At 64.3% G+C, this 13,899-nt stretch carries 13 protein-coding genes; 6 read left to right on the top strand and 7 right to left on the bottom strand.

All coding sequences use genetic code 11. The annotated features are described in order from the left end of the window. Window positions 1–15: 15 nt before the first annotated feature. Entirely contained in the window at window positions 16–987 is a 972-nt protein-coding gene (locus IB262_RS28370) for a tripartite tricarboxylate transporter substrate-binding protein (protein ID WP_034790224.1), read from the bottom strand. 279 nt (window positions 988–1,266) lie between these two features. Between IB262_RS28370 and IB262_RS28365 the strand changes: the two genes are divergently transcribed. The 3 genes from IB262_RS28365 to IB262_RS28355 are packed head-to-tail and all read left to right on the top strand — an operon-like array spanning window position 1,267 to window position 4,416. After that, the gene (locus IB262_RS28365) at window positions 1,267–1,941 is read left to right on the top strand and encodes a response regulator transcription factor (RefSeq protein ID WP_034790222.1); all 675 of its coding nucleotides are present in this window, start codon (window positions 1,267–1,269) and stop codon (window positions 1,939–1,941) included. After that, complete coding sequence (locus IB262_RS28360; RefSeq protein WP_034790220.1) at window positions 1,928–3,313, top strand: sensor histidine kinase; 1,386 nt, start codon at window positions 1,928–1,930, stop codon at window positions 3,311–3,313. Before IB262_RS28365 ends, IB262_RS28360 begins: the two co-directional genes overlap by 14 nt. Before the next feature lie 2 nt (window positions 3,314–3,315). Beyond that, window positions 3,316–4,416 (top strand): ABC transporter substrate-binding protein, encoded by a 1,101-nt coding sequence (locus IB262_RS28355; protein ID WP_089043657.1) that lies wholly within the window; start codon window positions 3,316–3,318, stop codon window positions 4,414–4,416. Between the two features lie 45 nt (window positions 4,417–4,461). On the opposite strand, the gene IB262_RS28350 is transcribed toward IB262_RS28355, so the two are convergent. From IB262_RS28350 to IB262_RS28335, 4 genes are all read right to left on the bottom strand, one after another. Then, window positions 4,462–4,968, bottom strand: coding sequence for a DoxX family protein (locus IB262_RS28350; protein WP_156553044.1), 507 nt, complete (start codon window positions 4,966–4,968; stop codon window positions 4,462–4,464). A gap of 7 nt (window positions 4,969–4,975) precedes the next feature. Beyond that, window positions 4,976–5,761 carry a DNA-binding domain-containing protein gene (locus tag IB262_RS28345; protein ID WP_089043813.1) on the bottom strand — a complete coding sequence of 262 codons (786 nt, stop codon included), beginning with the start codon at window positions 5,759–5,761 and terminating at the stop codon, window positions 4,976–4,978. A 4-nt stretch (window positions 5,762–5,765) separates the two neighbouring features. After that, window positions 5,766–6,692 (bottom strand): DUF692 domain-containing protein, encoded by a 927-nt coding sequence (locus tag IB262_RS28340; RefSeq protein WP_082936537.1) that lies wholly within the window; start codon window positions 6,690–6,692, stop codon window positions 5,766–5,768. Window positions 6,693–6,818: 126 nt separating this feature from the next. Next, window positions 6,819–7,142 (bottom strand): DUF2282 domain-containing protein, encoded by a 324-nt coding sequence (locus IB262_RS28335; protein ID WP_034790329.1) that lies wholly within the window; start codon window positions 7,140–7,142, stop codon window positions 6,819–6,821. 208 nt (window positions 7,143–7,350) lie between these two features. Between IB262_RS28335 and IB262_RS28330 the strand changes: the two genes are divergently transcribed. Together IB262_RS28330 and IB262_RS28325 are read left to right on the top strand one after the other, a co-directional pair. Next, on the top strand, window positions 7,351–7,887 hold the full coding sequence (locus IB262_RS28330; RefSeq protein ID WP_034790212.1) for a sigma-70 family RNA polymerase sigma factor: 537 nt from the start codon (window positions 7,351–7,353) through the stop codon (window positions 7,885–7,887). 2 nt (window positions 7,888–7,889) lie between these two features. Then, window positions 7,890–8,528: an NrsF family protein gene (locus IB262_RS28325; RefSeq protein WP_034790211.1), complete on the top strand. Its 639-nt coding sequence runs from the start codon at window positions 7,890–7,892 to the stop codon at window positions 8,526–8,528. A 254-nt stretch (window positions 8,529–8,782) separates the two neighbouring features. Here the strand turns inward: IB262_RS28325 and IB262_RS28320 are convergent, their stop codons facing one another. Then, window positions 8,783–9,574: a DeoR/GlpR family DNA-binding transcription regulator gene (locus tag IB262_RS28320; protein ID WP_034790210.1), complete on the bottom strand. Its 792-nt coding sequence runs from the start codon at window positions 9,572–9,574 to the stop codon at window positions 8,783–8,785. A gap of 239 nt (window positions 9,575–9,813) precedes the next feature. Between IB262_RS28320 and IB262_RS28315 the strand changes: the two genes are divergently transcribed. Next, entirely contained in the window at window positions 9,814–13,113 is a 3,300-nt protein-coding gene (locus tag IB262_RS28315; protein WP_082936538.1) for an autotransporter domain-containing protein, read from the top strand. An 88-nt stretch (window positions 13,114–13,201) separates the two neighbouring features. Here IB262_RS28315 and IB262_RS28310 read toward each other — a convergent pair whose 3' ends face one another. Continuing rightward, window positions 13,202–13,864, bottom strand: coding sequence for a histidine phosphatase family protein (locus IB262_RS28310; RefSeq protein WP_034790208.1), 663 nt, complete (start codon window positions 13,862–13,864; stop codon window positions 13,202–13,204). Window positions 13,865–13,899 lie beyond the last annotated feature (35 nt).

Below are 13,899 nucleotides of genomic sequence, written 5' to 3'. Positions count from 1 at the left end.
GCTCCACCGTCCGGCTTACATGCCGGCTTCCTTGGCGATGATCTTGAAGCGTGCCACGTCCGCCTTGACCTGCTGGTCGAAGGCGTCGCCCACCTGAGTGTATTCGTAGAGGCCGCGCGCCTCCCGCTCCTTCACGAATTCCGGCGTTGCGGCGAGCTTGGTGAAAGCATCGGCCCACCATTTGTAGTCGGCGTCGGAGACGTCCTTGCCGACGTAGTAGCCGCGCCAGACCGGCCATTCGATGTCGACGCCCTGTTCCCTGGCGGTCGGCACTTCGGCGAGTTCGCCCGGCAGGCGATCGGGCGCCATGACCGCGAGCACGCGGACCTTGCCGGCCGCATGGTGTTTGGACATCTCCGCCGCATCGCCGGCACCGACCTTGACGTGGCCGCCTTCGAGCGCCGTCAGTACCGCGCCGCCGCCTTCAAGCGCGACGTAGCGCATCTGCTTCGGCTCCTGTCCCGCAGCCTTTGCCAAGAGCGAGCCCTTCATCCAGTCCTGCGAGCCGACAGCGCCGCCGCCGGCGACCGAGAAGTCGGTCGGGCTTGCCTTGTAGGCGGCGATCAGCTCGCCGAGGCTCTTGTAGGGGGAATCCGCGGCGACCACGAGCACGCCGTAGTCGGCGCCGAGCGCGCCGAGCCAGCGCACGGCGGTTTCGTCATATTGCCCGAACTTGCCCTGGGCGATCAGGAGCGCCGAGCCGGAGGAAGCAGCGGTGATCAGGTTGCTGTCGGCGCCGCGCTTGCCGATGACGTGGTTATAGGCAACCGCACCGACGCCGCCTTCCATGTAGGTAACGGCCATCGGCTTGCCGATGATCTTGGCTTCGAGCAGCGCATTGGCGGCAAGCCGGCAGGTCAGGTCGAAGCCGCCGCCGGGCTTGGCGCCGGCCAGGCACTCGGGCTTCGACGGCTCCGCACCGGCGGGCGATGCCACGGCGGCGAAAAAGCCGGCCGCCAGAAGGGTCTTCACAAAGGTTCGGGTCATGGTCTCTCTCCCATCCATGAGGTCTTCTTTCAAAGGCGCTATCGCGCGCCTGCCTCCACCGTGACATCCAGGATCCGGACGGCATCGACCCGCATCGACGGACCGCGTGGCGGCCGCCTGAAAATGCCTCGGCGATGATTGTCCTCCAGACCCTGGCCGCATCTCCCGTTGTGGCGATCAGGCAGTCCTCTTTCCTCCGCGAACCTGTCACCACGCTGTCACGAAAGCGGTCAAATCCGCCGGGTTGATCGGTGAAATCTTCCGTGTCACTGCTTGCCCATGCGCATCTTTCTGGTGGAGGACACGAGGGATGTCGGGGAGGCAATCAGCCGGCGACTGGAAAAGGTCGGGCACACCGTCGATTGGCAGACGGACGGTCAAGCCGCCGCCGACATACTCGAATTTACCGACTATGATCTCGTGATCCTCGACGTCATGTTGCCGGGGCTCGACGGGTTTGAGATCCTGCGCCATCTGCGCGCCCGGAAAAAGACGACGCCGGTGCTGGTGCTGACGGCGCGTTCTGAAATCGAGGACCGGGTCGGCGCGCTGGACCTTGGCGCCGACGACTATCTCGTCAAGCCGTTCGATTTCCGCGAGCTCGAAGCGCGCACGCGCGTGCTCCTGCGCCGCCGCCAGGGCGACCCGACCAACCTCATCGAGTGCGGCGATCTGGTGCTCGACCGCAACAGCCGCTCCGTGCGGGTCGGCAACCGCGAGGTCCAGCTCAAGCGGCGCGAGATCACGCTTCTCGAAGTGCTGGCCGCCCGGCCGGGCCGGGTTTTCAGCAAGGACGAACTGCTCGATCGGCTCTTCGGTTTCGACGAAAACGTCAACCCCAACGCCGTCGAACTCTATGTCGGAAGGCTGCGCAAGAAGATCGAGGGCTCGTCGGTACGCATCGTCACCATCCGCGGACTCGGCTATCAACTGGTGGCCGATGAAGCGGCGTGAAACCTCGCTCTTCTGGCGGCTCGTGCTGCGCGTGGCGCTGGTGCTTTGTGGTGGTGCGACGCTGCTTTCCGCCGCCGCCTGGTACTATGCCCGCGCGGCCGCCGACGATGCCTATGACCGGCTGCTCCTCGGGGCGGCGATCCAGATCACTGCGAACATGACTGTGGATGCGGGCAATCTGGGTGTAACGCTTCCGTCGTCGGCCTTCGAGTTGCTCGGCCTTGCCGAGCGCGACCGCATTTTCTATCGCGTGGTTGGCCCCGACGGCCGAACCTTGACCGGCTACGACGATCTCGAAATCGGCATAAACGTCACCGCGGCGCGGGCCGGCCCGGTGTTCCTGACGACGGAATATCGCAACGTGCCGGTCCGCGTGGCCGTGGTCTCGCGGGCGCTTTCGGATCCGTCCTTCTCCGGCTGGGCCTATGTGGTCATGGCGCAGACGACCGAAGCGCGGCGCGGGCTTGCCGGGGAATTGACGACCCGCGCCATGATCCTCGTCGGCATCATGAGCCTGCTTGCGCTTGCCGGCACCGTGCTTGCCATCCGCTATTCACTGCTGCCCGTCGATGCCCTTGCCGCGACGCTGCGTGCCCGCGATCCGCAGGATCTGACCCCCGTCGAGGCCGACATGCCCAGGGAGCTCAAGCCTTTCGTCGGGTCGATCAATCACTTCATGGGCCGCCTCGACGAGCGCGTCACCTTGCTTCAGCGCTTCATCGCCGATGCGGCGCATCAGATACGCACGCCGCTGACAGCCCTTTCGGCACAGGTCGACATGCTCGAAGACGACGACCTCGACGTCAACCGCAAGCGGCATCTCGGGCGCGTGCGGGACCGCGTCAGCCAGCTGGCGCGCCTCACCAACCAGTTGCTCAGCCATGCCATGGTCATCCACCGGTCCGATTCCGTGCGCTTCAAGCCCGTCGACCTTGGCGATATCGCCCGGAAGGCTTTCCGCTCGACGGTGCCGATTACAGTCGACCCGGACGTCGTCGTTTCCTTCGAGGACAGTGCCGAGCCGGTCTTCGTGCGCGGCGATGCGGTGAGCCTGCGTGAGGCGATAGCCAATATCATCGACAACGCGCTGCAGCATGGTGTCGAGCAACGGCTGGCCGTGCGCGTGAGGCGCGAGGATGACCGGGCCCTGGTGGAGGTCGCCGACGACGGTCCCGGCATTCCGCCAGCAGAATGGGCGGCGGTCACGACGCGGTTCGTCAGTTCCAAGACGGGAGAGGGAAGCATGGGGCTCGGCTTTGCAATCGCGGCGGAGGTGGCGCTGGCGCATCGCGGCACAGTTCGGTTTCTGGAGAAAGGCGGGCGCGACTTCACGGTCATTCTCGATGTTCCCCTTTATCGGGAGGGAACATGAGGATGTGGCGGCAACTTCGACCGATCGCACTTGTTGCGGTCCTTGGCTTTGCCAGCCCGGCCGGCGCGGTCGAGGGCACGCGGGCGTTCTTTCCGGCGCTCGAAGCCGAGCGCGGCCGGCTTGTCATCAACGGCGCGACCGACATCGAGGCGATGGAGCCGCTGATCCGCGATTTTCAGGAGACGGCGCGCGATGTCGCCATCGATTATACGGACTACGTGACCAACGATCTCTATCGGGACGCCGACATCGCCTGCCGATTGAAGCAGCCTTTCGGTGATCTCCTGCTGTCTTCGTCCGTCGATCAGTTGGTGAAGCTTGCAAACGACGGCTGTGCGCTCGCGCATGTCTCGCCGGAAACCCGCGACGTGCCGGCCTGGGCGAACTGGCGTGACGAGGTCTTCGGCTTTACCTTCGAGCCCTCCGTCATGGTCTACCACAAGGATTTCGTGCCGCCGGAGGATGTGCCGCACACCCATGGAGAGCTCACCGACCTGCTGCGCTTCAAGCCGGACTATTATCGCGGCCGCATTGGCACCTACGACCTGCGCCAGTCCGGTATCGGCTATCTGCTCGCCTTCCTCGATGCCCAGCAGGCCTCGACGACCTACGGCCGCCTGCTTGAGAGCCTCAGCCGCGCCGAAGCCGTGCTGCGCTGCTGCAACAATGCGGTGTTGTCTGAACTCGACAGCGGCAACGTCTATATCGGCTACAACATCCTCGGCTCCTACGCCTATGCCGCGGCGCGACGTAATGGCAAGCTCAGGATTGTGCTGCCGCGCGACTACACGCTGATCCTCAGCCGCGGCGCCCTGGTTCCGACGGGCGCCAAGCGCCCCGAGCTTGCCGGTCGCTTCCTCGATTATCTGCTGTCCGAACGAGGACAGGACGTGGCACGGGAGAAAGCGTTTTTCTTCTCGCGGAGCGGCGCACTGCCGGCCGAGGTCGACGGACCCGAAAAACTGGTGGAGTCCGGGATCGGCCGGCCGATCCGGATCGGCCCGGCCTTGCTTGCCGCGCAGGACCGGCTGCAGCGCTCCCGGTTCATTGACGACTGGACCAAGTTGATCGTCGATACCCCGGTTCGGCTGCGCCCGAATTGAAGGGCGCTGCCTGCGGTCAAAGCAGGCGCCGGGATCGCGCGCGGCCTATCGCTCGCCCTTGCGCCAGGCGCACAGTGCGTGGTCCAGTGACAGACTGCCGGGACCGGAGGTCATCAGCGCGAGCGCCATGGCAGCCCAGGTGATGTGGATGGGCCAGCCGTCCGGTACGGTCAGCTGCACAACAATCGTCAGGACCAGCAGCCCGAGGGCGGCAAAACGCGTTCCCAGGCCGAAGACAAGCAAGATGGGAAGAATGATTTCCGCCGAACCGGCGGCAAAGGCCGTCACGGCGGGAGCCGGATAGGGATAGGGGCCGCCGGGTAGATGCAGCCGGAATTCCGAGCTGAACAGCAGGACCGCCACGTCGTTCAATTGCAGGAACCCGTCCCACTTGCTCATGCCTGACCGAAAGAAGGGAACGGCAAGGCCGAAACGCAGGACAAGCTGGGAGAGCCAGAGCGGCGCGAGCGCGCCGACGGCTCGGTTCGCCCGACGGGTCCATTGCGACAGATCGGCTGTGTGGCCGTTTTGCGAAAATCTGGATGCGGACATCATGGTTTCATCCTCCGTGATGAGTTGCCGTAAAGGCACCGGCTTCGAGCGCGGTGGCGATTGCGGCTGCGAGATCAAGCGTGGGGCATTGCGTGGCAGCATCCGCAGCAGCCGCGGCGAGGGGGATGCCTGCCAGCAGCCGCGAAAGCAGAAGATCGGCGCCGGGCGCGAGACGGCGAACGATGACCTCCAGGTCGGGGCGGGTGATCAGCGCGCTCTCCGCATCAGCCGTTTCGATTCGTCCGACCGGCCCGCTCTCGCGGTTGACGGCAAAGATCGTGACGGCCGGATAATCGGAACGGACAAGCCTGGTCGCCGGATGCGGATCGAAGACGACGCCGCCGAGCTGCTCGGGCGCAATCAGGGAAAGTGCAGAAGGCGGAAGCGCCGGGGCGTCGGCGGCGTGATAGGCGTCGAGCCAGGCCCGTTCGATCCTTGCTACATCGGCAAGCCATGGCATGGATTGGGCATACTCGTAGCGGGCAATGGAACCCGGAAAGTCGCGGCCATATTCGAAGAGCAGCGGCGAGACTGGCGGTGTTTCGCGCACGTGAAAGCGGGCCATGGCGCGAAAGAAAGCTTCGCCGGTAATGCGTTCGGTCGCCGGGAAGGTCGCCGCCAGCGCTTCGATCAGGCTGACGGTGACGTTGTTGCGGTAGACATTGAAGCGCTTCACCGCCGCCTTGCCGTTCGGGCCGGCGACCAGAGCCGGCGTCGGCCGGTCAGGTGCGAGCAGCGGCGGCACGAAACCGGCGGCATAATTGCCGATGCGGTCAAGAGGCATGGGGAGCATGCCTTCAGGCGCGGACACGGATATTCTCCCGCGGCATCCGCTGCCCGTAGGCATCGAGGATCGTCTGCGCCGCAGTGGCCTCGCGTTTCAAGACCGGCCAGTCCGGAATGGCACTGTCCCACTCGATCAGCGTCGGGATGGCGCCGACGCGGGCGATGACGATGTCGTAGAGTTTCCAGACGGCGTCGGCAACCGGCCCGTCATGGCTGTCGATCAGGAGCAGGTCGCCTTCGTCGTCTTGCTGCTCCGCATGCCCGGCAAGGTGGATTTCTCCGACATGTTCAAGTGGGAAGTCATCGAGATAGGCAAGCGCCGAATAGCCCTGGTTGGTGGCGGAAACGAAGACATTGTTGATGTCGAGCAGCAGCCCGCAGCCGGTGCGCTTCACCAGTTCTCGGATGAATACCGTTTCGCTCATCGTCGAATCCTGGAAGGTGACGTAGGTCGACGGGTTTTCGAGCAGCAGCCGGCGGCCGATCGCGTCCTGGACCTCGTCGATATGATCGGATACGCGGGCAACGGTGGCCTCGGTGTAGGGCAGCGGCAAGAGATCGTTGTAGAAGGTGGTCTCGTGGGTCGACCAGGCGAGATGCTCGGAGACGAGGGCCGGTTCATAGCGGTCGACCAGTGCCTTGAACCGCCCCAGGTGCGCCTTGTCGAGTGGCTGTGGGCCGCCGATCGACATGGAGACACCATGCAGAGACACCGGAAAATCCTGGCGAATGCGGGCGAGCGCCGCATGCGGCGGTCCGCCGGCACCCATGTAGTTCTCCGCATGAATTTCGAAGAAGCCGCCGCAGGCATCATCGGCAAGGATCGCCTGGAGGTGCTGATGCTTGAAGCTCGTTCCGGCGAGCCCGGCGATTTCGTGTTTCGGCAGGTGAGGACCTACCGGGGCAAGTCTGCTGCCGTCGTCCGTTGATGTGCGCATTGCCAATCCCGTCATAATCCTGAGACCCTGGATGGCGGGTGGGAACGTCCCTGGACCGCTACCCCTTGAAAACCGAGGCGGAACGGGACGCGATCGCCCCGCGTCCCGTTCCTGAATTGCGATCGATCAGGACGGCATGTCGCGCGAAAGCGCCTCGGGCGAACCCATGCGGCCGTCGGGCAGCTTCATCGTCGTGCAGGTGCCGCCGTCGACGAATTTCCAGGCATTGCCCTGATAGTCGACGGTGGATGTTGCCTGGCACGTCGTGCCCGGGCCGGCGGCGCAATCGTTCTGGCCCTTGAGCGCGACGCCGAAGCATTTCTCCTTGCCGGCATCCATGGCGGACTTGACCTGCGCTTCAGTCAGTGGGCTCGCAACCGCGAGCGACGACAGGGCGGCGGCGACCGCGCTTGCCAGCATTGCGCTGCTGATCGTGGACTTCATGGACATCATATTATCTCCGTGTTGAACTGTTCCCGTGCGTCCTGTCTGAGGCGCACATCGGGTCTTTCGCCGCGGCGACACCGGGCGTTACATAACGTTGGCAACACGCTTTCGTGATGGGCTCGCGAGGTCGGTCTGAGCAGACAGCGGCCGCGAATTTGAGATAGCCGTGTAACAAACGCCGGGAATCGGCGAATGGGAAGGAAAGGCGCGGGTGAGCGGCGCGGACGACGAACATCTCGCAAGACTTCTCCGCGCGGCCGTGGCCGGCGACGAAAAAGCCTATGCCGACTTCCTGCGGGACGCAGCGCAGGCGATCCGTGGTTGGGCCCGACGTTGGACCATCGGCGGAGGCGTCGATGCTGAGGACGTCGTGCAGGAGGCGCTGCTGGCAGTGCACGTCAAGCGCCACACCTGGCGGGAGGATGCGCCGGTCATACCGTGGCTGCATGCCATTGCCAGGCACAAATACGTCGATGCCGTGCGTCGTCAGGCTCGCCGCCCGACGGTCGGCATTGAGGGGCTTGAAGACACGCTGGCAAGCGTCGAGACGGAAAAGGCCAGGGATTGGGAAATCGGCCGGGCGCTGGAAGGGCTGGCACCTGGGCAGCGCTCAGTGGTCAACGCGATTTCGATCGAGGGTTTCACGGTGGCTGAGACGGCGCAGAAACTGGACATGAATGAAACGGCGGTTCGGGTGGCGCTTCACCGAGGCCTTGCTGCAATCGCCCGCCGATTTGGACGAAACTGACCATGGACACGAACGACCTCATCAAGGCTCTCGCAGCGGACAATCGGCGACCCGGCCTGCCGATGAACACCGTATGGTCCGGCGTCGCCATCGGCGCACTCGTCCTTGCCGGTGTCGTGTTCTCGATCCTGCTCGGGCCGCGGCCGGATATCGCCGCTGCCGCCGAGACGGTGCGGTTCCTGTTCAAATTCGTGGTGACTATCGCGCTCGCCACGGCCGCTTTTGCGGCCATGCGCGTTGCCGCATGGCCCGACGCGGATCCGCGCAAGCTGGTGCCCTACCTTGCCGTCGCGCCGGCGCTCGTTGTCGGCGGTGTGTTGCTCGAGCTTCTTGCAGTGCCATCCGGTAGCTGGGTGACGAAACTCGTTGGAACCAACTATTTGGTCTGCATGACCTTCATTCCGCTGATCGGCCTTGCGCCCTTGGCGCTGTTCCTTCTCGCACTGCGCCATGGCGCCCCGTCGCGTCCCGGGCTTGCAGGCGCCCTGGCAGGGCTCGCGGCCGGCGGCATCGCCGCGACCTTCTACGCGGCCCACTGCCCGGACGATTCACCGCTTTTCGTCGCGACCTGGTACACGATCGCGGTCCTCATGCTGACGGTGCTTGGGGCGTTGGGCGGCCGTTGGGCGCTTCGCTGGTAGGGCCGGCCATATGAGCCTTCGCCGGCGTTCAAAACAAAAAAGGCCGGCAATGCCGACCTTTTCCCGCTCGCTGCGTCACACTGCCAGTACATCCGTGGTCAGCGTTTGCGCGCGAACTACGCCCGGAGCCTTCGGTTGATCATGTCCGTCAGGCTCCACGGGCAATTTCTTGATGCCTATGTGTGGTGCCGCACCAAAGGTTTCAAGCCCCTGGCAAGAGATCGCCGCGGGCTTCCATCGCTTCGGCCCTTACACTAGCAATGAATGCTGACGCCGTGTTCGCGCAGTAGCGAGACGAGACGCTCCTCCGGCAATTCATTGGTTACCAGCGCATCGATATCGGCAAGCGAAGCCAGGCGCACCAGCGCACGCCGGCCAAACTTGCTGCTGTCGACGGCGAGGATCACCCGCTCGGCCTGGCGCATTGCGGCCGAGACGGCGGCGACTTCGGCATGGTCGTCGTCGCCGATATCGCCGTCCTGATCGATGCCGCTGACCGAGATGATGGCGACGTCGAATTTGAACTTGCGGATATAGTCGGCGGTCTCCTCGCGAAACACGCCGGCATCCACTTGCCGCACGAAGCCGCCGGGCACCGCGACGGCAAAGCTGCTGCTTTCGCTGAGCGTGGTTGCGACGCGCAGACTGTAGGTGACGACACGAAGATCGCGGCGCTTGAGCAGGCCGCGCGCCACCGCTTCGCAGGTCGTGCCGGTGTCGAGGAAGACGGCAGCGCCGTCGGCAACAAGCTCGGCGGTCAGTTGCCCGATGCGTTCCTTCACCTCCGCGTTGTCGATGCGCCGTTGGCGGTAGATGTTGGGATCAACCGGGGTCGCAATGGTCGCGCCGCCGTGCAGGCGCCGCACCTTGCCCTCCTGTTCGAGCGCCATGATATCGCGCCGTGCCGTCTGGGTGGTGACGCCGAACAGGCCGGTGATCTCCTCGATCGAGATATAGTGGTTCTTCTCGAGGTGGCTGAGAAGCTGCGCCTGCCGGCGCGTCTTCTTGTCCCCATCCGCAATATCCCGATCGTCCATCACCCTCATCCTGATTGCCCCTCAGCACGCTTTGCTACCATAGGGCCGACGCCGATCTCCAAGGAAATCAGCGCAGCACCTATGGGCCGCGCGAAATTTTATGGCGCCCCATGAAATGTTGTAAAACTGACATTTGACTCGCTTAATGTCCGCAATCGTACATTTCAGTGAACTCTTCCGCTCATCAACATCATCGCCATGAAGGTATTGTGACGGAGCGTGTTCGCATCGCGACATTGGAGCAAGATATGAGACAACGTGGACACCACCTCCGCGGGGTGCGGGCTTTTGCGCGCCTCACGCAACCGTTGCGCCTGGCGACGGCGATCCTTCTGTGCGGAACGAGCCTGACGCTCTCGGCGGCGGAGGCGCGCGCCGCCGACGACAGCATGAAGATCCTGACGCTCAACACCTGGCTGGACCGCTTCAAGGCCAACCCGAGCGTGATGTCGGACTTCTTCATAAAGGGAAACTACGACGTCCTGACCTTCCAGGAGTTTCGCGCCAACAGCACCTACGCCCGTGACATCCCGGGCATCCTGAAGAATGCGGGCCTTGGCACCTACGCGACGCGTCAGGACAGCGATACCGGCGTGTTCTCGCGTCTCCCCGGCACCTTCGGCGCCAGCACGCTCGGCGACATCGTGACCTACACGGTGGTCGACCCTACCGTCAGCAAGCCGCAGGTGGTCGTCGGCACCACGCACCTCAACTATTACGACCCGCCGACGACCCGCATCAACGAAGCCAAGGGCATCAATCAATGGGCCAAGTCCGAGACGCGGCCCATCATCCTCACCGGCGACTTCAACGCCGGCGACGTCTCCGAGCGCGGCCTGCATTCTGTCAGCCAGCAGGAATTGCTGCTGAAAACCTACGTCAAGAACCCGACCAACAGCTTCTACATGAGCCTGCTGCGCGACTATGCAAAAGACCAGCAGAAGCTGGACGCCTATATCGCCGAGTGGAAGGGCAAGGGTGCTTCGGCGATCAACGCCTCGACGGTTCCCTCTGGCCTCTTTGCCGACGAGATGTATCCGGTTGCCGGCAACCTGCCGCAGACGATGAACATCCTGAAGAAGCAGTTCCAGATCTTGCAGCTTCCAAACGAGCGCGAGCAGTTCTCGCCGCATGGCTTGAACGACGGCAGTGTCACCTGGCCGTCGCACGGCGAAGACGCCACCAACACCTGGGCAAGCTGGCACCGGGTCAAGATCGATCACTTCCTGGCGTCGCGTCCCTTCGGCAAGTGGTGGACGCTCGCCGACGATCCGAAGGATCCCTATTCGGGCGTCATCACCGACGTCAGCTACGTGACCAATCCGAATGGATCGAAGACGCCGCTTTCGGACCACGAGCCGGTTGCGCACACAGTGCGCTGGGTCGGTCCGGTGCTGCAGAACTACACGGATCCGGCGACAGCGACGCCCAGGACCCGGATCGTCTGGGGCGATGAAGCATCGACCTTCGCCGAGAAGGGCAAGGTCTTCAACCTTAGCCGCAACAACATGCGCAACGACGTCTATCTCGGCCAGATCGCCGACGAGAACGGCCTGCCAATTCTGGCCGGTCTGACCGACCAGGAGAAGAAGACGCTGCTTGATTGCAAGAGCAGCGATCCGCGCTTCCAGCAGGCGATCCGCGACTATTGCATCGACGATCATTCGTTCATCGGCGAAACGCTGGTGACCGACGGAGGTACCGTTGTGGTCGAAGAGGACGCTGCGCTTGGCAGCGCTGCGGCCAAGCTGAGGCTCGATGGCGGGGCCCTCAGGATCGCCGGTCGCGACATGCATCAGATCAACCGCGATATCGTTCTCGAAGGCGTCGGTGGCGCGCTCGATGTGGCGGACGCCGCCAACGTGGTTGCCGTCAACAAGTCGATCAGCGGCAGCGGCGGTCTCACCAAGCTCGGCGCCGGCGCGCTCGTGCTTAACGGCCAGAACACCTATACCGGCGCGACCGTGGTCAAGTCCGGCTTGCTTTCGGTGCAAGGGTCGATCGCCTCGTCATCGGGCCTGACCATCGAAAAGGACGGCACCATCGGCGGCATCGGGACGTTCGGCAGCATCATGATTGCCGACGGCGGCGTGATTGCCCCCGGTAATTCGATCGGCACGCTCAACGTTGCCGGCGATATCAATTTTGCAGCGGGCTCGACCTATGAGGTCGAGGCCAACGACAAGGGCGAGAGCGACAAGATCGTCGCGTCAGGCAAGGCGACGCTCAACGGCGGCTCTGTCCTGGCGCTCGCAGCCAATGGCAGCTATGCGCCGCAGACCAACTACACGATCCTGACGGCGGCCGGCGGCGTGACCGGTACCTTTGCCGACGTCGCATCGAGCCTCGTCTTCCTCGATCCGACGCTCGGCTACGACGCCAACAACGTGACGCTGACACTCAGCCGCAACGACATCCGCTTCGCGGATGTCACGGAAACCGCCAACCAGCGGGCAACGGCGATCGCCGCAGAAAGCCTCGGCTTCTCCAATGCAGCCTATTCGGCGCTCACCAACCTCGACCGCGCGCAGGCGCGTTTTGCCTTCGACCAGCTCTCGGGTGAAATCCATGCCTCGACCAAGGGTATGCTGCTGCAGGACGGCCTGCTCCTGAACGCTGCAGCCACCAACCGCATCCGCGCGGCTTTCGGCGATGACAGCACCAAGGCGACGCCAGTGCTTGCCTATGGCGAAGGCGGCATCGAAAGCGTTGCTGCCGATACGGACCGCTTCGCCTTCTGGAGCCAGGCCTTCGGCACCTGGGGCGATACGGATGGCAACGGCAATGCGGCGGGCTTCCAGCGTAACGTCGGCGGCTTTCTCATGGGCGCCGATGGCCTCGTCGGCGACAACTGGCGCGCCGGTCTCTTCGGCGGCTACAGCCGCTCGTCCTTCGATGTGGTCGACCGTCGTTCCTCCGGGGACAGCGACAACTACCACATCGGTGCCTATGCCGGGACCGGGCTTGGCGCGCTGTCGCTGACAGCGGGTGCGACCTATAGCTGGCATCGCATCGAAACGACGCGCAGCGTGTCCTTCGGCGGTTTCGACGACAGCCTGTCGGCGGCCTATGACGCCCGCACCGCCCAGATCTTCGGCGAGGCGAGCTATGCCGCGAGTGCCGGTCGCTTCGATTTCGAAGGCTTCGCCAATCTCGCCTATCTCAACGTCGACACGGACGGTTTCCGTGAAAAGGGCGGGGCAGCGGCGCTCTCCGGTCGCTCGAACAACAACGACACGACCTTCACGACGATTGGCGTGCGCACCTCGACCGACGTTTCTTTCGGCGAAACGGCGGCGGTTCTGAGCGGCACCGTCGGCTGGCGCCATGCCTTCGGCGATGTCGTGCCGACCTCCACGCTTGCCTTTGCCGGCGGCCAGGGCTTTACCGTCGGCGGTGCGCCGATTGCCCGGGATGCGGCACTCGTCGAAGCGGGCATCGACTTCAAGATCGCTCCGGCCGCGACCTTCGGCGTCAACTACACCGGCCAGATCGCCTCAGGCGTTTCCGACCACGGCGTCAACGCCAAGCTGAAGGTGAGTTTCTGAGGCGGCAACACATCGCTCTGAACATCGAACGCCGCGCATGGTTTCCATGCGCGGCGTTTCTTTGGGTTGGTTGCGGCGGCCTTGTCGATCAGATCCAGACGGTCCTCCCTGCGCCATCGCAGCCAAGGGCGCGCAGGATGTTGAGGGGCACGTCGAGCATGGTCTCGCGACCCGCGGTCAGAAGGAACGAGGCGGTCTGCGGCTCGCGATAGGCAAGAATCTCGTCGCGCGAGGCGGCGGTGTAGATGCCGCGCAGGGCCCTGAGGCAACCGCTATGGGTGACGACGACATGGCGGCGGCCGCGGTCGAGCGTGTCGAGCCAGGCCTGAAGGCGCGCTGAAAGCGCCGTCCGGCTTTCGCCGCCCGGCATCGAATAGTCGAACGGGTCGGCGCTGTGCGCATCGTACTGATCGGCAAGATCGCGCTCGATCTCGTCATGGGCCAGCCCTTCCCAGGCGCCATAGGAGCGTTCGGCAAGGGCAGCCGCCTCGGCAAAACGATCGAAGGGGATCGACCAGGTGTCGGCGAGGATCGATGCGGTCTGGCGGGCGCGGCCGAGCGGGCTCACCCAGAAGGTCAGGTTCTTTTCTTCCTCGGCGATCCGTTCGGCAAGGCGCAGGCCGACGGCGAGTGCCTGGCGCACGCCATTGGCGGTCAGCGGCGTGTCCTTGCGGCCCTGCAGGCGGCCGGCGACGTTCCATTGGGTTTCGCCGTGGCGGATGAGGATGAGGCTTGGAAGATCTCTTTTCATGCGGAACTCGGGTGTCAGCGATCTGGCGCTGCTTG

Origin of the sequence: Ensifer sp. ENS02, assembly GCF_014851885.1 — a bacterium.
GTDB classification, from domain to species: domain Bacteria; phylum Pseudomonadota; class Alphaproteobacteria; order Rhizobiales; family Rhizobiaceae; genus Ensifer; species Ensifer adhaerens.
The sequence above is the reverse complement of the archived record's forward strand: the minus strand, read 5'-3'. Positions and strand labels throughout refer to the sequence as shown.

Excerpts from the sequence above, each read along its gene's own strand:
- IB262_RS28370 (WP_034790224.1), bottom strand. The coding sequence starts at position 987 with ATGACCCGAACCTTTGTGAAGACCCTTCTGGCGGCCGGCTTTTTCGCC.
- IB262_RS28365 (WP_034790222.1), top strand. The coding sequence starts at position 1,267 with ATGCGCATCTTTCTGGTGGAGGACACGAGGGATGTCGGGGAGGCAATC.
- IB262_RS28360 (WP_034790220.1), top strand. The coding sequence starts at position 1,928 with ATGAAGCGGCGTGAAACCTCGCTCTTCTGGCGGCTCGTGCTGCGCGTG.
- IB262_RS28355 (WP_089043657.1), top strand. The coding sequence starts at position 3,316 with ATGTGGCGGCAACTTCGACCGATCGCACTTGTTGCGGTCCTTGGCTTT.
- IB262_RS28350 (WP_156553044.1), bottom strand. The coding sequence starts at position 4,968 with ATGTCCGCATCCAGATTTTCGCAAAACGGCCACACAGCCGATCTGTCG.
- IB262_RS28345 (WP_089043813.1), bottom strand. The coding sequence starts at position 5,761 with ATGCTCCCCATGCCTCTTGACCGCATCGGCAATTATGCCGCCGGTTTC.
- IB262_RS28340 (WP_082936537.1), bottom strand. The coding sequence starts at position 6,692 with ATGCGCACATCAACGGACGACGGCAGCAGACTTGCCCCGGTAGGTCCT.
- IB262_RS28335 (WP_034790329.1), bottom strand. The coding sequence starts at position 7,142 with ATGTCCATGAAGTCCACGATCAGCAGCGCAATGCTGGCAAGCGCGGTC.
- IB262_RS28325 (WP_034790211.1), top strand. The coding sequence starts at position 7,890 with ATGGACACGAACGACCTCATCAAGGCTCTCGCAGCGGACAATCGGCGA.
- IB262_RS28320 (WP_034790210.1), bottom strand. The coding sequence starts at position 9,574 with ATGAGGGTGATGGACGATCGGGATATTGCGGATGGGGACAAGAAGACG.
- IB262_RS28315 (WP_082936538.1), top strand. The coding sequence starts at position 9,814 with ATGAGACAACGTGGACACCACCTCCGCGGGGTGCGGGCTTTTGCGCGC.
- IB262_RS28310 (WP_034790208.1), bottom strand. The coding sequence starts at position 13,864 with ATGAAAAGAGATCTTCCAAGCCTCATCCTCATCCGCCACGGCGAAACC.